20 protein-coding genes are annotated in these 23,506 nt (G+C 50.9%); 5 read left to right on the top strand and 15 right to left on the bottom strand.

Annotated elements, in window-relative coordinates; translation table 11 throughout:
- Positions 1-65 precede the first annotated feature (65 nt).
- Positions 66-2,102 (bottom strand): DNA primase, encoded by a 2,037-nt coding sequence (dnaG, locus tag ACG2E4_RS02145; RefSeq protein WP_395275574.1) that lies wholly within the window; start codon positions 2,100-2,102, stop codon positions 66-68.
- A gap of 149 nt (positions 2,103-2,251) precedes the next feature.
- Between dnaG and ACG2E4_RS02150 the strand changes: the two genes are divergently transcribed.
- Positions 2,252-2,890, top strand: coding sequence for a LexA family protein (locus ACG2E4_RS02150; protein WP_395275575.1), 639 nt, complete (start codon positions 2,252-2,254; stop codon positions 2,888-2,890).
- Here the strand turns inward: ACG2E4_RS02150 and ACG2E4_RS02155 are convergent.
- Positions 2,887-3,210, bottom strand: coding sequence for a hypothetical protein (locus ACG2E4_RS02155; RefSeq protein WP_395259277.1), 324 nt, complete (start codon positions 3,208-3,210; stop codon positions 2,887-2,889). The genes ACG2E4_RS02150 and ACG2E4_RS02155 overlap by 4 nt on opposite strands.
- Before the next feature lie 112 nt (positions 3,211-3,322).
- Between ACG2E4_RS02155 and ACG2E4_RS02160 the strand changes: the two genes are divergently transcribed.
- Positions 3,323-4,681, top strand: a complete 1,359-nt coding sequence (locus ACG2E4_RS02160; protein ID WP_395275576.1) for a Y-family DNA polymerase — start codon at positions 3,323-3,325, stop codon at positions 4,679-4,681.
- 14 nt (positions 4,682-4,695) lie between these two features.
- On the opposite strand, the gene ACG2E4_RS02165 is transcribed toward ACG2E4_RS02160, so the two are convergent.
- From ACG2E4_RS02165 to ACG2E4_RS02195, 7 genes are all read right to left on the bottom strand, one after another.
- Positions 4,696-5,685 carry an aldo/keto reductase gene (locus tag ACG2E4_RS02165; RefSeq protein ID WP_395275577.1) on the bottom strand — a complete coding sequence of 330 codons (990 nt, stop codon included), beginning with the start codon at positions 5,683-5,685 and terminating at the stop codon, positions 4,696-4,698.
- Between the two features lie 107 nt (positions 5,686-5,792).
- The gene (locus tag ACG2E4_RS02170) at positions 5,793-6,320 is read right to left on the bottom strand and encodes a hypothetical protein (RefSeq protein WP_395275578.1); all 528 of its coding nucleotides are present in this window, start codon (positions 6,318-6,320) and stop codon (positions 5,793-5,795) included.
- A gap of 94 nt (positions 6,321-6,414) precedes the next feature.
- The gene (locus ACG2E4_RS02175; protein ID WP_395275579.1) at positions 6,415-7,581 is read right to left on the bottom strand and encodes an endo-1,4-beta-xylanase; all 1,167 of its coding nucleotides are present in this window, start codon (positions 7,579-7,581) and stop codon (positions 6,415-6,417) included.
- A gap of 72 nt (positions 7,582-7,653) precedes the next feature.
- Positions 7,654-8,472, bottom strand: coding sequence for an RraA family protein (locus ACG2E4_RS02180; protein WP_395259282.1), 819 nt, complete (start codon positions 8,470-8,472; stop codon positions 7,654-7,656).
- 412 nt (positions 8,473-8,884) lie between these two features.
- On the bottom strand, positions 8,885-10,015 hold the full coding sequence (locus ACG2E4_RS02185; protein ID WP_395259283.1) for a DUF3524 domain-containing protein: 1,131 nt from the start codon (positions 10,013-10,015) through the stop codon (positions 8,885-8,887).
- A gap of 81 nt (positions 10,016-10,096) precedes the next feature.
- A complete protein-coding gene (gene mutL, locus ACG2E4_RS02190; protein WP_395275580.1) occupies positions 10,097-11,953 on the bottom strand; it encodes a DNA mismatch repair endonuclease MutL in 1,857 nt (618 codons plus the stop codon).
- 120 nt (positions 11,954-12,073) lie between these two features.
- Positions 12,074-12,274 carry a hypothetical protein gene (locus tag ACG2E4_RS02195; RefSeq protein WP_395259285.1) on the bottom strand — a complete coding sequence of 67 codons (201 nt, stop codon included), beginning with the start codon at positions 12,272-12,274 and terminating at the stop codon, positions 12,074-12,076.
- A gap of 232 nt (positions 12,275-12,506) precedes the next feature.
- Here ACG2E4_RS02195 and icd point away from each other — a divergent pair, with 232 nt between their 5' ends.
- On the top strand, positions 12,507-13,754 hold the full coding sequence (icd, locus tag ACG2E4_RS02200) for an NADP-dependent isocitrate dehydrogenase (protein ID WP_395259286.1): 1,248 nt from the start codon (positions 12,507-12,509) through the stop codon (positions 13,752-13,754).
- A 423-nt stretch (positions 13,755-14,177) separates the two neighbouring features.
- Here the strand turns inward: icd and ACG2E4_RS02205 are convergent, their stop codons facing one another.
- The 6 genes from ACG2E4_RS02205 to uvrC form a co-directional block, all read right to left on the bottom strand.
- Positions 14,178-14,756 (bottom strand): hypothetical protein, encoded by a 579-nt coding sequence (locus ACG2E4_RS02205; protein WP_395275581.1) that lies wholly within the window; start codon positions 14,754-14,756, stop codon positions 14,178-14,180.
- The gene (locus ACG2E4_RS02210) at positions 14,756-16,303 is read right to left on the bottom strand and encodes a trypsin-like peptidase domain-containing protein (protein ID WP_395275582.1); all 1,548 of its coding nucleotides are present in this window, start codon (positions 16,301-16,303) and stop codon (positions 14,756-14,758) included. Before ACG2E4_RS02210 ends, ACG2E4_RS02205 begins: the two co-directional genes overlap by 1 nt.
- A gap of 2 nt (positions 16,304-16,305) precedes the next feature.
- Positions 16,306-17,055: a DNA repair protein RecO gene (gene recO, locus ACG2E4_RS02215; RefSeq protein ID WP_395259289.1), complete on the bottom strand. Its 750-nt coding sequence runs from the start codon at positions 17,053-17,055 to the stop codon at positions 16,306-16,308.
- Between the two features lie 349 nt (positions 17,056-17,404).
- A complete protein-coding gene (locus tag ACG2E4_RS02220; RefSeq protein ID WP_395259290.1) occupies positions 17,405-18,052 on the bottom strand; it encodes a hypothetical protein in 648 nt (215 codons plus the stop codon).
- A complete protein-coding gene (locus ACG2E4_RS02225; RefSeq protein ID WP_395259291.1) occupies positions 18,036-18,683 on the bottom strand; it encodes an RNA polymerase sigma factor in 648 nt (215 codons plus the stop codon). Before ACG2E4_RS02225 ends, ACG2E4_RS02220 begins: the two co-directional genes overlap by 17 nt.
- A gap of 449 nt (positions 18,684-19,132) precedes the next feature.
- Positions 19,133-21,001, bottom strand: a complete 1,869-nt coding sequence (gene uvrC / locus ACG2E4_RS02230) for an excinuclease ABC subunit UvrC (protein ID WP_395275583.1) — start codon at positions 20,999-21,001, stop codon at positions 19,133-19,135.
- An 812-nt stretch (positions 21,002-21,813) separates the two neighbouring features.
- Here uvrC and ACG2E4_RS02235 point away from each other — a divergent pair.
- Positions 21,814-22,509, top strand: a complete 696-nt coding sequence (locus ACG2E4_RS02235; protein ID WP_395275584.1) for an RluA family pseudouridine synthase — start codon at positions 21,814-21,816, stop codon at positions 22,507-22,509.
- A 16-nt stretch (positions 22,510-22,525) separates the two neighbouring features.
- Positions 22,526-23,398, top strand: coding sequence for a class I SAM-dependent methyltransferase (locus ACG2E4_RS02240; protein ID WP_395259294.1), 873 nt, complete (start codon positions 22,526-22,528; stop codon positions 23,396-23,398).
- The last annotated feature ends 108 nt before the right edge of the window (positions 23,399-23,506 follow it).

Here is a 23,506-nt window from a genome sequence, read left to right on the forward strand (position 1 = left end):
TACAGGTGAAGGTTGAAGGAATAAAAATGATGATTTTCAGGTGGGCAAGTGAACCTGGAAACAGCCTATTTCTCCCCCTTCATCTTGTACTCAAACGTTTTTTTCGTCAGGCTTTTGCCCTCGTCGGACTCAGGATCCGGGAACAGTTCATCCAGGGTTGACTGCTGCAGCAGCGTTCGCTGCCTTCCCACCTCCTTCATAGTGCGCATCACTTTTTTCCGCTCCCCGGCCGTCTCGCACGCTTGGTATTTTTCATATAGTTCCCGCTGGAGGCGATCCAGGTAATGAATCTTCAATGCTTTAAGAGCCCCTTTGGCCGTCATGTAGGGATTTTTATCCCGTTTATACTGAACGCCGGTTTTCTCGGAGTGTCGCTCACTGACCGAATGTTCCTCCAGGGCAATTTCGCCCACCAGCTGCGGATAGGGGTGCTCGCGGTCGGCATAGACCTGCACCGAAATCTCCTTCTCCTCCTTGTATCGTTCAATGATATCCAGGTAGAACGCTTTAAGCTCTTCATCTTCAAACTGCTGTTCGTTGCAGAGCGAGCCGATGTAATCGATCATGGGGCGTTCATACATCAGCATCAGGCGGATCAGCTCTTTTTCATAGTTGGGCTTTTTGCCAACAGGGGTGCTTTTACGAGGTTTTTCCCGGGATTCGGCTTGGTTAACCTGCTGTTCAAATGCCCGCGTATGATCATCAGGTTGATGTGGAGGTGGCGGAGTCTCCCGCTGTTGCCGGCGTTCCCGCTCCTCCTGGCGTTTTCTGCGCTTGCGGGCACGCTCCTTTTGCTTCTTCACCTCTTGCAGGATTTTCCCGAGTTCCTCAAAAAGGGCCCGATCCCCCACTTTTGCCAGTTTATTCAGATGTTGTACATAGGTTTCGCGGGATACCGGATCGGGCATGTGGGCGATGCTCTCCAGGGCTTCTGTAATCACTTTCTTTTTTTCCCCGGGATCCTCCCAGCGTCCCTCCTGCTGCGCTTTTTGAATCAGGTAGCTCAAAAAATCTTCCGAATTTTCCTGTTTCAACTCCAGGAACGACTCTTTCCCAAACTGGCGAACGAACGAATCGGGATCTTCTCCCTCCGGCAGTTCCAGCAGCTTTACATCCATACCTTCGGCCAGCGCGATGTTAATTCCGCGCTTCATCGCCCGCTGGCCCGCACTGTCCGAGTCGTACAGCATCGTGATGGCATCCCCGTAGCGGTGCAGCAGGTGCATCTGTCCCCTGGTCAGCGAGGTACCGCTGGAGGCGACCACATTTTCAATATCGTGTTGATGGAGTGTGATCACATCGGTATAACCCTCCACCAGCAGCACATTCCCGGTCTTGCGGATGCCGCCCTTGGCGAAGTTCACCCCATAGAGCACCTCACTTTTATTGTAGACTTTGGTCTGGGGAGAGTTGATATATTTGGCCGTCTTTTCATTTCCCAACACACGTCCCGCAAAAGCGATCACTTTGCCCGAGGGATTAAAAATCGGGAACATCAGCCGGCCCCGGAAGGTATCGTAATACCCCGATCCCCGCTTGCTGGGCTTGATAAGTCCGGCTTCCAGCAGGTATTCATCGTTCAAGCCGGAATCGACGGCGGCCTTATACAGCTTTTCTCCGCCGCGCGGGGCATATCCCAGCCCGAACTTCTGCATGATATGGCGGTTATAGCCCCGGTTCTGGAGGTACTGCCGTGCCTGCTCCGCCTCATCGCTTTCGACGAGCTGCCGGTAATAGTAGACGCCGGCATAGCGGAGCGCGTGATAGATCCCTTCGCGCAGGTTGTGCTCCTCGTCAAATTCCTGGGCCTCCTCTTCAGGCAGCGAAACGCCGAACCGCTCGGCCAGGGTACGCATCGCCTCCACAAAACCGATGCCGTCCATCTCCATCACAAAATTGAATACATCGCCGGACTCCCCGCACCCAAAACATTTATAGATACCCAGGTCGGGCGTTACGTGAAAGGAAGGCGTATTTTCGTCATGAAACGGGCAAAGTCCCTTGTAGCTGCGTCCGGATCGCTTCAGCTTCACATAGTCTTCCACTACCTCCACAATGTCGGCCGCCTCGCGAATTTCTTCTTTTTTGGAATCGGGGATCATAAACGTTACTTCTTGAAGTAGGTAAGAATGATAAGGGAAAAGCATATGATTTTCACCTGCTGATTACAAGGAGTTCCATCCATATCTTTTGATCTGGATGCTCCAATCCCTATATTTATGTACAAATATACATACCCTGATCCTGAGTTATGGCACTTACCGAAAAACGACAACGGTTTTACGACAGCCTCCTCTCCTTCTTCCGGCAGCACCTGCGGATGCCCACCCACCGGGAGGCGGCCCGGCGCAACGGACTCAAATCCGCCAACAGCTCGGTGCAGTATCACCAGGCGCTTGCCGAGGAGGGACTGCTGAAGAAGGATGAAAACGGCAACTACATCTTTTCCTCCCCGCTCGACGTGTGGCCCGGCGGCAACCCGGACAGCGCCGTCATTCCGGTGCTCGGCGAAATTACGGCCGGCACCATGCAGGAGGCCGTGGAGTCGGATCTCGGGGAACTGACCTTTGACTACCTCTTCCCCAGCGTAGACAACCTTTTTGCCCTGCGCGTAAAGGGGATGAGCATGAAGGAGCTCGATATCACCGACGGTGACTACGTGCTGCTTTCCAAGACGGAGCTGCGCAACGGGGATGTGGGTGCCGTGCTCTACAACGGGGAGACCACGCTTAAAAAAGTGCACAAAGAGCAGAACAGGCTCCGACTGAAACCCGCCAATCCCGAATACGACGATATCATCATCGAGCCGGGCGAATCGGAGGAGGTTCGAATTCTGGGCAAATATGTGGGACATCTGAACGACCAGGGATTGATCAAATCTCCGTATTAGCCTCCACCATCCAGTATCATCTCATCCCTGCTGCTCAGTAAAAACCAGCCGATCTTGCGGGTGTCAAACACGATATTCATGTATCGCTCCTCTTCGGTGACCAGCGTTACGTGGACCTGCTTGTGGCCGTGTCCCACGGGCTCTTCGTGACAGGCACGCACGCTCTGCACGCGATGTTTCCGCCCGTTTTCCTCTAGAATGCGGATCGGCTGCAGACGGTGGGTGATGCCGCGGTTTTTATCCCCAAACGACGCCACGGTGGTGATGACAACCAGCGGTTTCGGCTCTTTTTTCTGCTCCTGCGAATTTTGTTGGTTCATATACGCCCCTTTTGCTGATCATTGGAAATTCTGTTTGATAATCATGGGTGGTTTTATAATTTATGTACAAATGTACATAAATAAATTATCACAAACCCGGTTGCCTGTCAACATGAATTCCATCTCCCATACCCCGCTTCCCGCGCTTCCGGATCCCGGCCGGTACCAGCTCCGGAGAAATGTGCACAACATCACGCGCTACCAGACGATTGCCGCCGACATGCAGCACGTCAGCTCCAAACCGCGCCTCTACGTACATGTGGACATGAACGCATTTTACGCGCAGGTGGAACAGATGTGCTATAATCTCTACGGCATCCCGGTAGTGGTGGGGGGCTGGCGCAAACCGGACGGGACGGTCAAGGGCATTGTGGCCACCAGCTCCTACGAGGCCCGTGCGTGGGGCGTAAAAACAGGCATGAGCGCGCTTGAAGCCTGCAAATTGTGTCCCTACGTAGTATTCAAGCAGGTGGATTATGAAAAATACCGCGCCTACAGCAAGCGCATCAAGGCGGTGCTCGATACCTTTTCGCCTGACGTGGAGGCCTACAGCATGGATGAGTTTTTTATGGATATCACCTGGAAAAGGCGGGAATCCCGGGAAGAGCTGATGGAGTTTGGCAGGGCGATCAAGGAAGCGATCCATGAAGATACTCACCTCCGCTGCAGCCTGGGTATATCAACTTCAAAAACCTATGCAAAGCTGGCTTCAGATCTGAAAAAGCCCAACGGACTTACCGTTCTGACGGAGAAAAGGGAGATACAAAAACATATCTGGCCGCTCCCTCTTGACGAGGTTTGGGGTATCGGGCGGCGGCGGTACGCCAAGCTAAAACTTAAGGGCCTTTATACCATTAAAGATGGAATTGACAACGGTTATCCAGCCTTTCAAAAAATATTCGGGGACTACTTCGGGAAAATTCTGTGGATGACGGTGGCGGGCAAAGACCAGGCAGTGGTGATGGATCAAACGGAGTACGTTCCCAGGCGGGTGGGATACGGGCACACCTTCTCCACGTGGACCGACGATCCGTGGAGGGTAGCAGGAGAATTTGCCAAGGCCGCCAAGCAGGTATGCTACCGGCTGCGGGGCTACGGCAAAAAGTCAGACAAGTTTATGGGGACGGTCCGTTTCCAGGGTACCGAAAAAGAGGGATTCTCGTTTGCCTTCCGCGCGCCGGGTCATACCAACCTCGACCGCTACGTGATCAAGCACTGCCTGGAAAAGGTAGTGCCGAGACTTTTTCACTACCGGAAATTCGGCCGCAGGTTCCGGTCCATCATGCTCAGCACCACGGAGCTGGATATGACCACCCAGACCGAGCTCTTTTTCCGGGAAGAGACCAGGCTCAAGCGGCTGTATCAGGCGATGGATTACCTCAACAACCGCTTCGGACCGGATACAGTCCATCACGGGATCGCCCGGTATGATGTGAAAGGACACACACACTTCAAGGAGCGGTCGATGTAAACCGGTGAAGCGGGTTAATAACGGCCCCGGATATTAGGACGAATCTCGGAATCGTACAGCGCCCGCAGCCGCCGATGAATATCCCCGCTCAGCGGGTCGAGTGAAGAGGCGCCGGTATTGCTTTCGACATGGACCTTCCTGGTAGCACCCGGTATTACCGTCGTAACCTGCGGATGATCCAGGATCCAGCGCAGGGCCAGTTGCGGCATCTCGCCTTCCGGCATGATCTGCTTAATTTTTTCGACCAGCTCCACCCCTTTGTTGAATTCAATTCCAGAGAACGTTTCTCCCACATTGAACGCTTCGCCATCCGCGTTAAAGTTGCGGTGGTCATCTTCGGGGAATGTGGTGTCCTCATCAAATTTGCCGGTCAGGAGGCCGCTGGCCAGGGGTACCCGCACAATCAGTGCCACATCTTTTTCAGCGGCCTGTTCAAAGAAATCATCCGCCAGGTGCTGGCGAAACAGGTTGAAAATAATCTGCAGTGACCCGAGCCCCTCCTGCTCCAGGCAGATCCGGGCTTCCTCGGCAGTCTCGACGCTTACGCCCCAGTGTCTGATCAGGCCTTCATCCTGTATTTTGCGGAAATGATCAAACACATCGCCCTTTTTCAGCTGCTCGGTGGGAATGCAGTGAAATTGATCCAGGAACAGCTGATCGAGACCCAGGTTCTCAAGGGAACTCTCCACGTGCTCCCGCATCACATCGTAGGTAAAATTCTGCGGCCAGCCGTAGCCGTCATCTTCGCGCCGCCCCAGTTTTGTTGCCACATAAATATCGCGATCACTTTCCACCTGCTTTAAAAATTTGCCAATTTTACGCTCGCTTACCCCCATCCCGTAGATATCGGCGGTATCAATAAAATTGCCCCCATTATCCACGTATGCCTGGAGTATGGCAAAGGCTTCTTCCTCGCTGACATCCCCCCACTCGCTGCTGCCCAGCTGCCAGGTTCCAAGTCCCACTTCTGATACCGATGTTCCTTTAAATGAACGATAATTCATATACTTAAATATTTTGTTCTTAATAATTGATCTGTCCAGTTAGCCCGGATTTCTCACGAATATGTTGGTGAGGTAATCCGGGTTAGTACACAATACCTGCAATCCAATCATTCCCCCGCTTCACTTTCCAGGGGCTGCTTTAATCGTTCAAACTCCGTTCCTGATACCTTAAACACGGTACCGTGGCGCATCTCTTCCGTAAAGGAGACCTGGCCTGAAATGTCTTTCCATTTTTTTAGATCGGGTGATGAGACGGCTCCCATCTCTCCCTTTCGATACTTGTCGGAATAGACGATCCAGCGGTCCTCCAGCTTCAACGCTGTGGGACCCTCCGCCCAATACTCCCCGGTAATGGGACCACTTGCTTTTCCATAGGGACCGGTCAGGTATCGCCCGTACGCTATGCGTATATTTTTTCCCGGCGGCCAGCGGGTCTCATTTTTCAGAAACATCACATACCGGTCGCCGTCCGGCTTTATGGTCGCATCAATAACGTTAAGGCCCTGGTCATACCGCAACCTGGTATCGGAAAAACTTTTAAAATCACGGGTGGTGGTGTAATACATCCGATGATTGTAGTTCTTATCGCGGTATCCTGTTGAAGCAACGACAGCATCAGAACCCATTCGAATCATAACCAGCCAATGAGCATTATTCTTGAAAGTTTCACTCCATATATAATATTCCCGGAGCGTTTATACAATGATCCGGCACAAATACACCCGGGACCTATTCATTCGCTACGTCCAGGACCGCCTCCAGCGCAGGCTTCGGTTGGTACTCACGATCAAACAACAGCGGATAATTTGTGCGGCCCGGAATCGGAAAATTGTTTAACCAGGATTGCCCGTCGTTCAGTCCCCAAAATGTTACCCGGCTAATCTTGTTCCGGTGTTTTTTGAACAGTTCAAACAGCTCCACATACCGGTCGGTGAGCTGTTGCTGCACCGAGTCGGGCAGGCCTTCGCGGTAGGGATTGAGTGCCTCGGGAACCGTATCGCCGGCATCCTCCGCTGATCCCACATCCGCGCTTACCTCTCCCTTTCCCGGCAGCACATCGATATCCAGCTCGGTAATCATCACCTTAACTCCCAGCCCGGCAAACGCCTCGATGCTCTCTTCCACCATCTGAACGGGAGGATGGTCTATCTTCAGGTGGGCCTGCATACCTATCCCATCGATACGAATTCCCTTCTCCTGCAGGCGCTTCACAAGATCGATGGCCGCCTGCCGTTTTTCCGGCTTCCAGAGGTTGTAATCGTTGTAATACAGCTCTGCGTCGGGAGCAGCCTGGTCAGCGTACTCGAACGCCTTCTCCACATAATCTTCCCCGATAATTTGGTACCACTTCGTTTCACGCATGCCTCCTTCATCCAGCACCGCTTCATTGACCACATCCCATCCATCGATGCGCCCCCGGTAGCGACCGGCCACCGAATCGATGTGAGCTTTCATCCGCTGCAGCAAGGCCTCCCGCCCGAGATCTTCACCATTTTCATCTTTAAACACCCAGTCGGGCACCTGAGAGTGCCACACAAGGGTATGCCCGACGATAAACATCTCATTTTTCTCCCCGAACTCGACAAAGCAGTCTGCCGGGCCAAAATTATATTCATCCGGTTGGGGATGTACCCGCTCCCACTTGAGCAGATTTTCCGGGGTGATGGAGTTAAAATGGTTGGTGATCAGCGGAGTGGCCTCCGGAGTTTCACCCTCCACCTGGAACCTGTTTAGCGCGACGCCTATGTTAAACTGGTCTTGGTACGCCCGGGCAAGCGAGTTCAGTTCGGATTCATTCTGGCTGTTTTCCCGGACCTGACAGCCGGCCAGCAAAAGCAGAACAAGCATGAATATGCCCGACTCCTGTTGTAATCGTCTATGTATTGTATTATTCATTGTGAGATGATCATTTAAATTGACATTGTGCATCGTTTTTCACAGATCGGGCGCCAAAACAGGCACTCGCAATTACTGATCTTCCCGTTCCGGCTGAACGGTGTGATCCAGCGGAATTCCCAGCTTTTTATAAAGGTTTCGGCGGGCCTGTTTGTCGCCCTTCAATATCTCGCGGGCATACTCAGCCACCTGGCGGGCGTGCTTCCGGGGCACCACTATAACACCATCTCCGTCGGCAACAACCACATCTCCGGGATTCACCAGCACGCCGCCCACAACCACCGGCTTATTCACCGATTCAATCTCATTGCGCCCGGGACGGATACCGCGCCCGCGGTTGGCATGATCCAGGTAGACCGGTATCTTTTGCTTGATAATCTCATCGGTGTCTCGCACCGCCCCGTTGGAGATAACCGCCCTGGTTCCCAGACTTTTCCACAGCAGCCCGTTATAGGATCCCATTGTTCCCGTATCGCCATCCCCGCCGGCATCGATGACCAGCATGGAGCCTTCCTTCAGCGAATCCACGAACGGTTCCGGCGAAATATTGGTGTACCAGTCGCCTTCCCACTCCTGGAACTCCTCTTTCGACATCGGGTTTTTCACCACCTTGTTGGTCGGAACATACCGCGCCGTTACGGCGATACCCTGCGCAATGTGGGAAAAATCATCGATATCTTTCCACAACGCTTCAATCTTTTGATCCATGAGTCCCACGTCCGGCAGCCCCACCATATCCATACCGTCAGAGACATCAGCCACCCGGAGCCCTTCGTACAGGTCCAATATTTCCTGATCCGTAAGCTGTTCCTGGGCTGACGCGGAGGTCCATATTCCTGCAAAAACAAGAACCAGTGTTACCGTTTTTAAAAGCAATGCTGATTTTTTCATTTTCATCTGTTTTTCCCTTTAAGTTGTAGAGGGCTTTTGAAAAACCAGGAATGTTGGTCAAGATCAATCCCTGATGGGGTTCGAAATCGCAGTTTATATCTTATAAATGAGGATTTCGAATCCGCGAAAATAACGATATTGGCCTAAACAACGGTTTTGCAAAAACCTCTTGTAGAATTTAATCCCGCTCTATTAATACGTTCGATCCATCCTCGTCCCCGACAGGTAGTCACTGAACCCGGGATCTGACAAACCGGGGGTTTTAAACCGGGGCATATGCGAAACGGTCATTTATATACTATAAATTAGGAATTTGAAATCCACAAAATTACCGCTATCAGAACCAACAAGTGGGTTTAAAACCTTCTGAACATACCCCGCCCAATTCGAGCAGTTTGTTGCCAGGTTTGAATCAGAGTGGTTGCCTGATTTCCTCCTGGGCAAACTCTTCAAATACCCGATCATATTCGGCAATTTTGTTGTCCCAGTCCAAATATGTATTAATCGTTTGCAGTGAATTTTTGGGCAGCGGCTTGGTGTTTCCGGTGATCAGATCCTTGAGATAGTGGAACAGGTCGTCTTCAGTGTCGTACAGTACCGGAGCGTGCAACAGCGGTTTTTGCAGGCTTTTGGGGATCAGTTCCGGGTAGTGCAGGCGGTTGGGCAGCAGCGGGTGGCACCCGCAGTAGATCGCCTCCATGATGGCGACACAGAAAAACTCGTAGGTAGCAGTCGACACCACGATATCTCCGCTGTGCAGCAGCCTGCTGTAGTTTTTTTTGTTTTCAACATAGCCAAAATGAGTGATATGCCGACCATAGCGCTGCCACGCTTTTTCGAACTCTTCCGGCTTCTCATGCTGGGTATCGCCCGCCAATATCAGATCAAATTTAAGATCAATGTCGTTTAGCCGGTTGAGGACCCTGAAAAACATCGCCGGGTTGCGGTCAAACTGCCAGCGCTGGTTCCAGACAATCACCGGGTGCTCATTCGTTTCCCGCGTGTCCGGCTCCGAGTCGAACCGCTTCAGATCGAGTCCCGGGTACAAAACCATGCTTTTTTTCGCAATCTTGTCAAGCGTATTGTAGTGCTTGTCTTCGGGATGGTTTTCCAGGAAATCCGGCAGGGCCCGCATCACATCATCTTTGTGAAATTTTGAGGAAAAGATCAGACGGTCGGCCGCGAGCATGCTCAGGTAGTTGATGTAGCAATAGGTTAAATCCCGTTCTTCATCCTCGGGGATCGGCTGGGTAAATTGGTTTTCATGCATGTACATAATTTTCGGGACCTCGGCAAACCGGGGGTTGGTCAGCGCCAAAAAAGCGGGCAGGTTGGTCATACTGCTTACGAACAGCAGGTCGATCTCCTCCTCCACCTCTTTAACCATACCGGCGAGAGCCACCGAATCGCCGTGCATCCGCCATTTCCATCCTTTATAGCTGAGGCTGACAGGTATAATATTGTGGCGCGAATGCTCCTTGAGACCCTGCAGAAACGCTTTGTGGGATCCGCTGTAAAATGGTTCTACTGCCAGTATATTCATTCATTGAATGATTGAGAGATTCAGTGATTGAGCGAGTGCCAATCAATATTCTTGCTCGGTCAGCAGACTGAAAATTCCCTGCTACCTGAAACGCGATTCGATATCTTCGAGCCCAATATAAACGATTGTAGCCTTATTCAAAGGATCCTTGTAAGGTTCCTGGCAGGCAAACAGCTGGTCGATCAGTCCCTCCATCTCTTCGTTGGTGAGATGCTTTCCCTTGTTGATGGCGGTCTTGGAGGCAAAAGCCACGGCCAGCTTGTGGCGCTCATCCAGATCAAACGTTCCCTCCAGGTCACGGTATTGATGCAGCATCGATTTCAGCACCGACTGCTCATCCCCGATATCGATATCCGCCGGTACGCCGTTGATCATCGCCGTGTTGCCGCTCATCAGCTGGATGTTGAACCCCATTCGCTGCAGGATGCCGTGCAGCTCTTTGAGGAGAGAAAAATCGGTAGCCGAGAGCTCTACTGTCTGGGCAAAAAGCAGTTGCTGGGTGCTCGGAAGGGCCGATTCGGTAGCGTGCAGCGCCTTTTCATAAATAATACGCTTGTGGGCGGCGTGCTGATCTATCATGCATAGGCCAGACCGCGTTTGGGTGAGGATATAGCTGTTGTGAAGCTGCCAGAAGTTTCCATCTTCCGTACGATCGGGCTTCCCTGATTTTCCCGGCTGCTTTTCCTTTTCCCCGCTGCTCCCGCTTTCCTGCTGGTAGAGCTGCCGGGCCAACTGGTCGCCCTCTTTCTGGCGGCCGGTCGATTCATAGTTGATTCGAGACGGAAACCGTACCGGGCCTCCCCCGGTCGATTGCCTGCTTTGGGATCGCCCACTTCCACTTTTAAAATTAAAATCGCTGCTGAAGCCGCTATCAAAATCAGAGCGTCTCGCTTTTCCTTCATCCCGATCTACCTCGGGCACCATAAAATGCTCGTTCAACGCCTTTTTTACCACCGATTTGACCAGTTTGATCACACTCCGCTCGTCCTCGAACTTGACCTCCTCTTTGGCGGGATGCACATTCACATCCACCTGCTTTGGGTCGATGTCTAAAAATATTGCAAAAAAAGGATACTCCTTCTCTCCCATCCAGGGATCGTAAATACTGAGCACCACATGCGTAAGATACCGGTGCTGAAACGGGCGATTATTGACAAAAAGAAACTGCTCTCCCCGGCTTTTCTTGGTAAGCTTGGGATCTGAAAGCACCCCGCGAACCGTCACATAGCTGGTCTGCTCTTCAAATTCCAGCAAGCTGGCCTTGTATCCCTTGCCAAACATCGCCGCAATGCGCTCCTTAATCGGCTGACCGGCGGTCAGATCATAAATTTCATCGGTGTCGGCGATCACGATAAACCCGATATCCGGATGTCCAAGCGCCGCCTGCTGAATCGTCTTGAGGATATGACGGAATTCGGTGGCATCTGTCTTTAAAAACTGGCGGCGGGCCGGCACGTTGTAAAATATATTCCGAACGGCCACAGAGGTCCCGTCATCGACGGCCGCCGGCTTGAACTCCTTCTCTTCTCCTCCCCATATCTCATATTCGTATCCCATCTCATCTCCGGGCCGCTTGCTCTTCAAGGTGACCTGTGATACGGATGCGATTGAAGCCATCGCTTCCCCGCGGAATCCCAGCGTGCGCACGCGGAACAGATCATCCACTGAATTTATTTTAGAGGTAGCATGCTGCTCAAAGCAAAGACGGATATCCTCCTCTCCCATGCCACAGCCGTTATCGATCACCTGGATCAGGGTTCGCCCCGCATTTTGGATGACGATCTTGATCTGGTCGGCCCCGGCATCGATCGCATTGTCGAGCAGCTCCTTGACCACCGAGGCGGGACGCTGGATAACCTCTCCGGCGGCAATTTTATTTGAGATTTCGGGCGGGAGCTGGTGAATTATAGATTGGGAAGTCTCACTGGTTTCGCTCAATATATCTGGGATATGTGTATTGGGATCTTAACGTATTATGGTTCAGACAGACGGATCAATTATAGGCGAAAAGGTAGCAAAAACTTTCGCCCTTAAACAACTTCAACCCACAATCAAATACTACAATGCTGAAATAAGCCAAACCACAAACGAGAGCAACAGCGCGTAAAGCATTACCGACCGGCCCTGATGGCTTTTCTTGCGTGGTCGCTTGATCTTTATCCGCCGTTTTTTTCGCTCCTCCTTCTTGGGATCGTAATACCGAAATTGATAGTCAAATTTTTTGGGATTGGGCCTGTGCCCGAACATCGATTTTAGCATAACAAACCTCCGTTTTTAGACTCTAACGCAAAGATACAGCATATCGTGCCAAATCGAAAGGTGATACCTGGTCTCGTACTCACTGCAGCGCAGCCGGCAAGCATAAACCAATTTAACTAAAATATCCTCATTCGGTGTTCATAATCGATCCCGATATACCCTCGTGCACCTGCGCCAAATTTTTGGTATACTTTACATCCGAATTTGAACCCTTAAATATTTAACATTGCCCATGAGTTACGACAAAATTACTCCACCTGACAAAGGTCAAAAAGTCAAAAAAGAATCTGACGGGACGCTTAATGTTCCCGACAATCCTGTTATCCCATTTATTGAAGGTGACGGCATCGGTGTTGATATCACGCCCACGATGCGTCACGTAATCGACAGCGCCGTTGAAAAGGCCTATGACGGGGAAAAACAGATCGAATGGTTCGAAATTTATGCCGGTGAAAAAGCCGTGAAGTTCTACGGAGATGACGAGTGGCTGCCCGAAGATACGCTGAACGCCATCGAAGATTACCTGGTAGCGATTAAAGGTCCCCTTACGACTCCCGTTGGTGGTGGAATTCGTTCGCTCAATGTGGCAATCCGTCAAAAAATGGATCTCTATGCGTGTGTACGGCCCGTGCGCTATTTTAAAGGTACCCCGAGCCCGGTTAAAGAGCCCGAAAAAACCGACATGGTCATCTTCAGGGAAAATACCGAAGATATTTACGCCGGCATTGAATACCAGACCGGCACGGAAGAAAATGAAAAGCTGAAGAAATTCCTGCTCGAAGAGATGGGCGTTACACAGATCCGTTTCCCGGACACCACTTCTTTGGGTATCAAGCCGGTTTCCATAGAGGGAACAAAGCGGCTGGTGCGCTCTGCCATCCAGTACGCCATTGACAACGACCGCGACAGCGTAACGCTGGTTCACAAAGGCAACATCATGAAGTTCACCGAAGGCAGCTTCAAAAACTGGGGATACGAGGTGGCCAAAGAGGAATTTGACGCCGAAGAGTTTGGCGGCGGTCCCTGGTGCAAACTGCCCAACGGTATTGTTGTGAAAGATGTAATTGCGGATGCCTTCCTGCAGCAGATCCTGACCCGCCCCGACGAATACGACGTCATCGCCACCCTGAACCTGAACGGAGACTACATATCAGACGCACTGGCAGCCTGCGTAGGCGGTATCGGCATCGCACCGGGAGCTAATATCAATTACAACACCGGATACGCGGTATTTGAGGCAACCCACGGAACTGCTCCGAAATATGCCGGCCAAGACAAGGTGAATCCCGGCTCCCTGATTCTGTCGGCCGTTATCATGCTCAACTATATGGGCTGGGATGAAGCGGCAGAACTGGTGGTCAACGGCATCGAGAAATCGATCAGCCAGAAACAGGTAACCTATGATTTTGAACGCCTGATGGACGATGCCACGCTCCTGAAATGCTCCGAATTCGGGGACAAGATCGTTGAAAACATGTAGGTCCAAACAAACCTTTGCCTATCCTGGGTGCAAGAGTGTCATTCCAACATTCTTGCACCTTTTTTTATTGAGACTTTCTTCTTCAAAAAGTCCTGGTTCGGAATTAAGAATGTAGAATTTCCAAGGAGCAGCAGATAGGACAAAAAATACAGATCGGTTTTTCCCGGCCTTGAATGGGGGGGGGCGGAATCCGAAGCAAAATCCAGTACAGACGCGACATGTCGCGTCTCAACGAGCTTCCACGCCTGCGTTGCGCTTGTCCCGGGCGGCTCAGAAATCAAATGACGGAGGGGGGGGACCGGCAGCCCCAAGCCCGGAAAAACGCTGCCCCGCATGACTAATTTACATATAAATATTTTAATGATTGGGGAGAGCTAATCCTGAAAGAAGAAAATGCTGGCAGATAGATGATGAAGAATGATACTACCACTGTTCAAAGGCCGCCGAATTTCGGAGTGTCCTCCAGGCTTCCCGGTTCGAGTCCATCCGGCTCTCCAGGTTGCGAACCAGCTCCTCTTTTGAAATCGTGACTGCGGCAAATCCCAGGTGGCTGTTCAGATTCCGACTCCGGTTCGCCACTTTATCCGAAACCTTCACAATACCGGAAAGCGATGCTTCTGCATTACGGAGGGCAAAAATAAATTCCGGCGATTCCATCTCACTGTTATCCTGTTCCCGGGCCGCACTCTCGCGGATCGATTCGAGCCGTATGGAGAGATGTTGCTCAAAATTAGCCTTTGCTTTTGTCACCGCACTCCGGGTGGCAGCGGTTGAATCCATATCGACAGCCATACCATATGCAGTAAAGGTGGAATCACTCTCTACAAACTCACTGGTACCTGAAAACCACGTCGGATAAATCGACTCGGTTTGAGGTTCGGGGTCCGGTTCCTCCGACGATTCGGATACCGGCTGGGGAGTTGAACATGAAACGGCAAAAACCGCCGCGATCAAAAGTGATACATAAATGCGAAAATCGGGCATTCCAAAAAAATTATCCATTACTCTTTCAATTCATAATAGCCGACAGCACCGTCCGCTGTTTCAACCTGAAGCAGAACTGAACCCCGCCTCTGCAGGCTGCGGTCGATAAGATCCTTTAAAGTTTCCAGATCTTCAACTTTCGTTTCATTTACTTCCAGGATTTCATACCCTTCCTTCAACCCGCGCCGCCCGGCTTCCGACTGCTCCTCCACTTCAGTAATGATTAAATCAAATCTGCGGGCATCTTCCGGCTTGGAGAGCGCCATCACTTTAAAACCGAGAGAAAACGAACCGAACTCCACCCCGTTGCCATATCGGCGGCCCTGTTCCTCCTCTTCAGGCTCAACCTCCGGGCTGCTGTCGGAGTCAGAAAAGAAGCTTCGGCCGGCCGATTCCATGCTTCCGAGCTTCACGTTACGATCGAATTCATCCCCGTCACGCCAGATTTTAAGCTTCACGATATCTCCGGGACTCAATACGGCGATCTTTTCCTGCAGTTCATTTGACTCATTTACTTCCTCGCCGTCTACTGCCAGCACCACATCCCGCACTTCAAGTCCAAACTTTCCTGCAGCCCCGCCCTCGGGCACAGCAGAGAGCATCACCCCGCGGATTTGTTCCATCCCCAACTCCTCGGCCAGCCGGTGATCTACGCCCCGTATACTCACTCCCAGCATGGCGCGATGCACTTCCCCGTACTGGATAAGGTCCCGGGCCACCTTTATTGCCAGGTTGACCGGAACGGCAAATCCATACCCCTGGTAAGTTCCACTCTGTGAAGCTATAGCAGTGTTGATACCAATAAGCTCACCACTGGTGTTGACCAGCGCCCCCCCGCTGTTGCCTTTGTTTATGGCTGCATCGGTCTGTATAAAACTTTCCACACCCAGCTGATCGTTGATTACCTGCAGGTTACCCCGTCCCACCGCGCTTACGATACCGGCTGTCACCGTGGAACGAAGACTGCCAAAAGGATTGCCAATGGCCAGCACCCATTCCCCCACATTCACATGGTCGGAATTTCCGACGGTGATGGAAGCCAACTCCTTACCGTCAATCTTGATCACTGCCAAATCGGTCGTCGGGTCCTGCCCCACCACCCGCGCTTCATACATACGCTTGTCATTCAGGGTCACTTCAATTCCATCCTGCACCGCATCATCAATAACGTGGTTATTGGTCAATATATAGCCGTCCCCGGAGATCAGGACCCCCGACCCGACGGTGCGCGCCTGGTGCGGCATAAACCGATCCCAAAATCCTTCATCACGATCGTGATCCTCATCGTCGGGGATATTGGACCCATTGATCGGAATGACCGTCTCGATATAGACTACCGTGGGCTTGACCCGTTCAGCCACCGATTTAAATAGGAAACGCGCATCCATGCGCTCCAGCTGCTGTTCGGGGATCAGCGGCTCGCTGCTGCGCTTTACCTCCGTCACATTCACCTGTGCATGATCGTTGATCCAGACCCCCTGCTGGTAGAGCGAAAAGATCGTACCGATAAGAATGCCAGTCAACAGCAGTAACAAACCGGTGAGATATCTGTTACGGGAAGTCATAATTAATCCTGCAGTAATTGTTCAAAAATAGCATCCGATTTCCGATCCCGGAATCCTTCAACATGAAATTTGAAGTAGCGATCCAGGTGTTCAACCAGCTGTTTCAGTTCCCCGGTTGCAAAATCCAGTTTCAACAACCGGGAACTTCGGGCTTGCAGGGCCAGTCGCACATATCTGAACTGGTTTTGCGTCAATTTGTAGGAGTACGAGGCCGCACTTTCCGTAGAAATAAGCCCCGTTTCTAAATTAAAGTAATATTGAGGCTGCGGCGTTTCCTCGTTCCCGTTTTTCAGATGCAGTTGCAGCCCGTGACCCGCCAGTTCAGCAAGCCGGATCTGCAGGTAGGGAAAGATCTGCTGCGGAGGTTGATCCGTTTGGTTCAGCCACAGGACAAACCGCTTTCCCACCTCAAACATCGGTTCATTAACCTCCTCTTCATGCAGCAGCTGCCCCATCAGCTCCACCGAAGAAGTCAGCGTTGCCATTTTTTCAAAGTCCGACCGAATCGAAAATGTTTTTTCCAGATAACTCGCCTCCGAAAGCGTCTGCACCGACCGCGACGCTTTATAGTAATAAACCACATCCAGCAGATTCCCCACCTCCATCAACCCGGAAAACTTGCTTTTGGGTTTCTTTACCCCGCGCACCATCACCGCAATTTTGCCGTGAGCCTCGGTAAAAAGCGTAACTATTTTGCTCGATTCCGAGTAGTCAACGGTTCGAAATACTATGGCCGAGGTGTGTACAATCACATTGTCTGTTGTCTGAGGCTGCTTAGTTCTGTGGTCTGAGTCAAATATCTATATTGCTTGCTTACATAAATAATACGTGACGCATATTTTTTTAAAACTAACGATAATCCTATTCTTTTCTATCACAAATAAAACACTACGTATCGGTCGGGGGTGCAACTCCCTCTCACCCCATCAAATTTATAGTTAACTCGTAGCACTGCTTTGAATTTCGTTTTGTGAAGCAGCGCTATGCATTATATTCACGGTTCATTAATCACTGCTCACTGACACACTCCTAAATTATACCCTAAAATAAAAAATGCAGCCCCTAAGCTGCATTTTTTATTCAAAATATTTCAGAATCACGTTATTGCTCAGAACCGGTCAACTGGAGCGATCGGGTATTTGAATTCATATCAAGGGGATCGTCAATCGGCTTCAGCTTCCGTGTCATTGTATTCAGGATAGAATCGAATTCCGCCTGGTTCTGCTCCCCGAACTGGTCCTGAAACCTCAGAATCTCGTCTCGATCCACCCACGGCTCTACATCACGCACATCCACCGGTTCAGCTTCCATTTCCGCGTTGGCGACTCCAGGCTGGTCAACTTCCATCGAAGGAGAAGAGGAAACCGCCGCAGACGTCGTATTTTCCTGCGCATTCGGTCCGGCCCCATCCAATCCATCCTGGTATAGCAGAACACCGGAAATCAGGCCCGCTGCTACAACTGCGGCAGCGGCCACATATCCAACTCTGTTCCCCCCTAAAGACGGAATAAAACCGGAGTTGTTATTCGGTTTATGTTCGGATGCTTTTCGTAATACATTGCTGGTTACGTGAGCGGGAGGATCCATCACCGGTAAATTTTCATCCAGCTGCTTGAGTGTCTGACGCATACACTCCACTTCGATCAGCAGATCCTCATCTTCCATCATCGAACGCTCCATGAGTACTTCTTCAGAAGGATCCATCTCCTTCATCAGATAGCGAATCGAGGCATTATCGTCGTTCGGCATAATTGTTTTCTTCTTGTTCTTTTTCCTGGTCAAAGAGTTTACGAAGATTTATTAACGCATACCGCATGCGACCTAGTGCGGTATTTATGGAAACATCGGTTAATTCAGCGATTTCCTTAAACGGCATTTCGTAATAATGACGAAGCATGACCACTGTTCGCTGCTCCTCGGGGAGCTCGGCGATGTGCTTCATCAGGCTGCTTTTGGCTTCCTCTTTCTCAAGCTGCTCTTCTGCACTCGCCATATCCTCGTCAGGCAGCCGTTCGTAGAAATCGGTACCTGATTCCTCGTCGTAGTTAGAACTAACGTCAACAAACCGTTTTTGTTTTCTTAAATAATCGATTGTTGCGTTATGGGCAATCCGCATAACCCACGCGATCCATTTGCCCTGTTCATTGTACGTGTCGTCCATCTTGGTGATGACCTTCGTAAAGGTCTCCTGGAAAATATCATCGGCCACATCGCCACTACCCACCATGCTGTAAATATAGGAATAGATTTTGGCCTGATGACGATTCATCAATTCGCTGAACGCCATTTCATCGCCATTCTGCCGGTAGAACCGGACCAGATCTTTGTCGTCCAGCTGTTGATATTTAGAGCTGATATGTTCTGCTTTCTCAAATTTCATAAACTTTTCCTCACGCCTGTTATTACAAATTTTTCGACGTCAATGCAACTGAACCGGCTGAATTTGTTAAAAATTGATGCCTGTTTTTCCTTTGCTCTTCCCAATAACAAAAAATCAGGCTAAATCGATTCGCCATTAACAAAACAGTAAAGCTAGTCAACTGCACCTGTAGTTGGGCTTCCTTTTATACTGAATTATTTATACAGACTATTTTAAGCTGTAAAAGTTTCACGTAAATAAAAGTTTTCCCATCTTACCATAAATGGTATCTGCTGAGGCAGACAATAAATATCACATGATAATGTGATACAGTCTCAATACACGAGCAACAATCTCAACAACTATTTTTATACGATATTTCTCCCTGTTTGGTTTCATTCAGTCTTTACAGGAGGTTTTTCAGCACAACAAGCCGCACCAGCAACAGAAACCAGTTCCCAGTTCCCGACTTACTCCTCTTCCGGGTGCCCGTTTTGCTGCTCAAAATACTCATAGACCGCTTCTCCCGTTTTTTGGCCTACTTCCGCCTGGATCTCCCCCTTGTGGGCCTCTTTTATCTTTTTTACCGATCCAAAATGGTTCAGGAGTTTCTGAGCTGTTTTCTGCCCGATACCCTTAATTTCTGTCAATTCGGTTTTGATGGTCCGTTTAGCCCGGGTATTGCGGTGAAAATTGATGGCAAAACGGTGGGCTTCATCCCGTACCTGCTGCAGCAGCTTCAGTGCGGATGAGGTCTTGGGAATCATCACCGGATCCGATTTTCCGGGTAAAAAGACCTCCTCCAGGCGCTTGGCCAGGCCCACTATTTCGCATTCGCCGTAAAACCCGATCTCCCTGAGTGCAGATATCGCCGCATTCAGCTGTCCCTTGCCTCCATCTACGACAATCAGATCGGGAATGTGCTGCTCTTCCTTCATCACCCGCTTGTAGCGGCGAGAGATCACCTCTTTCATCGAGGCGAAATCGTCGGGTCCCTCTACCGTCTTGATATGAAACCGCTTGTACTCGCTTTTGCGCGGGCGGGCATCCACAAAACAAACCATGGATGCGACCGGATCGGAGCCCTGAATATTCGAATTATCAAAGCACTCAATGCGACGGGGCAGCCGATCGAGCTGCAGATGCTCTTTCAGCTCCTCCACCGAGTTGGGAATACGTTTTCGGTCGGCCTTCTCCTTTTCCAGCTTGCGTTCGCCCAGCAACAGCTCGGCGTTCGAGATCGCCATGCGCATAAGCTGCGCTTTTTCACCCCGTTGCGGCCGGTGGATCGGCACTTTCCGTCCCCTCTCCTCCCACAAATACTCCAGCAACGGTTCATCTTCAGGGAGATCGTGGCTAACGTAAACCTCATCGGGGATAGCTCCGGCAAATTGTCCCGTATAATAATCCTCGATAAAGGACTGCAGCATTGCTCCCTCCTCCAGGTGAGAAATATTCTTCAGGAAACGGTGGAACTTCCCGATCAGCTTGCCCTCCCTGACCTTGAATAACACGCCACAGGCCTCAGAGAGCTCTTCATCAACCGTAACCGCATACACATCGCGGTCTACTTTCTTGTCGGCCACCATCTTCATCTTTTTGCTGTATTTTTCAACCGCTTTCAGACTGTCGCGAATACGGGCGGCTTTCTCAAATTCAAGTGCCTCCGAGGCGATCTCCATCTCATCTTTCAGGTCGCGCATCAGCTCGTCGGTGCGCCCGTTGAGCATCCGTTCCACTTTTTGGATGTTGGCGTTATACTCCTCCAGGTCCATCTCCTCGGAGCAGCGATCGAGATAGTCATCAAGGCAGGATCCCCATTTGGGAGCGCCCCTGGTGCGGTTGATATTCTTGGATGAGATGGCACAGGTACAGAGGCCAAAAGTTTTTCTGATCGTCTCCAGCATCCGGCGCATATGCATTACGCTGTCATAGGGACCGATATACTTGCTGCCGTCGCTGATTACGGTGCGCGTGGGAAACACCCGGGGACGTTCTTCATTTGTAATACAGATATAGGGATACGACTTGTCATCCCGGTACATAATGTTATACCGGGGTTGATGCTTTTTGATAAGGTTGTTTTCCAGTATCAGCGCCTCGGAATCGGAATCGGTGACGATGACCTCGAGATCATCAATCTTCGAGACCATCACTTTGATGCGCCCGTCGTGTCCCCGTGAATCCTGGAAATAGGAGCGTACCCGGTCGCGAAGCCGCTTTGCCTTCCCGATATACAGGTGGTTGCCGCCATCGTCTTTAAACATGTAAACCCCGGGAGACATCGGCAGGTGGTCAACCTTTTCCCGGAGATCAATATCTGTAGTTTCACTGCTCATCTGGAGAAATTGGCAAATTTATATCTGTGCACAGGATGTACGAGAATAGAATTGTCATGTCCTTCGTTCAGATCCAAAATATAGAAACATTTTGCCACAATCATCACGGGCTCATTATTCATTATTTGATGTCAGCGATCTGCTAATCAGGGTATCCCCAGACAGGTTCCAAACCACGATATACTCCTATTTTGCAGGATTAAACCGGGTCATTCAGATGCACAATTTTTCGCCAACTCCTTCACTTACATTACATTTGTTACGGATAACCCACCCGTCCAGCCTGCAGCGGTCGTAGGAGCTCGTTGAGACGCGACATGTCGCGTCTGTACTGGAACCTGCTCCGGCTTCCGCGCCCCATCAGGGCCGGGAAAGCGAAGTGTGTTTTGTAACCCACTCCCCTACAGACCGAAATTCACCGGTCAGACATAGTGCTATAAATCATAAATACAACCTCCTCCTTCGAAATTAATAATTCTTCATTCTACAATCCTGATCCCAACCGGTGATTTTGGGATTTATTTTTGTTCCCTCAAACGGGATCCTTTTCCTTGACAGCTGATTCCGTTATAATACTCCTGCCGGACTGAATCGGGGGTGACCGGAAAAATCTATTTGTCATATTTTTAATGGCTAACCCCATTTTTTTCCGATATTCCTCCCCGTGCAAACGGGCGGTGGTCAGCACAGGCATGGAGCTGGCTGGGCGGCGGCAACCGTGGCGCAATCACTTGCCAGCTCCCGGGTTCCGGCCCGACATATGACTGTAACGGGACCTTTGCAAAACCCTCTGTAACATGCATATTTCCGTAATGGCAAAAAAATATACAAGCACAACCCCGCAGATCCCGATCGTTTTTGAGGATCATCATCTCCTCATCATCGATAAGCCCCATGAACTTCTCTCGCAGGAGGACCATACCGGTGACCCTGACGTGGTGACCCTCTGCAAGCAGTATCTCAAGCAGGAATCCGGCAGCGACAGCGATCCCTATCTCGGGTTGGTTCACCGCCTCGACCGTCCTGTTGGCGGGCTGATGCTGCTGGCCAAAAGTTCCAAAGCCGCCGGGCGACTCAGCGATCAGCTGCGGGACCGTACGATCCAGAAGACCTACCATGCCATCGTTCAGGGCACGCCTCCCGCCAACGGGCTGCTTATCCACCACCTGGTGAAAAACAGGAATCGAAACCGGGTGAGGGCCACCGCCTCCACTAACCCGGAGAGTAAAAAGGCGGTTCTTTCATTCCAAAAACAGGATCAAGAAGACGAGCTGGCGTTGCTGGCAATTCACCTGCAGACCGGGCGCCCGCACCAGATTCGCGTGCAGCTGGCTGAAGAAGGTTACCCGGTATGGGGCGACTATAAATACGGAATTCAGCAGCCCGAGGGACGCACCATGGCCTTACGGGCGGTGGAATTGAGATTCGAACACCCCATACATAATAAGGAGGTGCATGTTGCTCTCCCGTTTCCCGGCCATTCTCCCTGGAGCCAATTCAAAAAATGAACAGAGAAGAGCGCCCATGAGACCCGACCAGATAAGCCGGACCGCCGCCTTTGTTGCCATTAAATTCTATGGGCTGACACGCATCCCCCCCTATCACGACTGGTTCGACCAGGAAATTATCCAATTTTACGAGCGTCTTGTTCAGTACCTGCCGCCACCCCTGAACTGGTACCACCAGGCACTGCAGAAATCCTGGCTTCGCAAATTTTTCATCATCTCAGAAGAACTGCTGCTGCCCGGAGACCTCATGCACATTCTTATGCGCAAATATATTATCGGGCAGAAGGTGGAACAGCTCCTCTCGCGGGACTATACACAACTGCTCGTAATGGGAGCGGGCTTTGATCACCTGGCGGCCTTCCATTCGCAAGGCCGTATCCCGTGCTTTGAGATCGACGCCCCGCGGATGTCCTCCATAAAGCAGAACTTCGTGACACAACAGGGGATGCAGAATACGGACCTCCACATCATAAGCCACCATTTCAGCTCCCGGGGCAGCGGTCTCAACCTTGAACAGCTCGATCCGAACCGGGATACCGTCATCGTGGCAGAGGGCTTTTTTGATTACCTGGATCAACATCAGAGCCAACAGATTCTTGAAGATCTGGAAACGTTTTTCCGGAACAGGGTCCAGTTGATCAGCACCATATTTGCCCTTGACGAGCTTTCCGCCGCACGGCGGGCCATCTTCACCGCCGGCGTCCGGATGGTGGGAGAAAAGATTCGTCTGCACCTGTCAAAAAATGAGTTTGAATCCATGCTGGCGGCAGCCTCTTTTACTCCCACCCGGGCGATCGATTCTACGAACATGCTGCAAAAACTGCCAGCACCTCGTCATGTCGACCGATCCGTATTGAACGGATTTTATCTCTCGTTCAGCGAAAAATAGATTTTTATTTGTGATTGGAACACTCAATAACCAGTTGATGTTGACAGATAGGTATTAGACAAACACAAATAAGACAGGCTATATTAAAAAGTCAGCATTAGATCTACT

The organism is Halalkalibaculum sp. DA384 (assembly GCF_043951955.1).
Lineage (GTDB): Bacteria > Bacteroidota > Rhodothermia > Balneolales > Balneolaceae > JAMQKA01.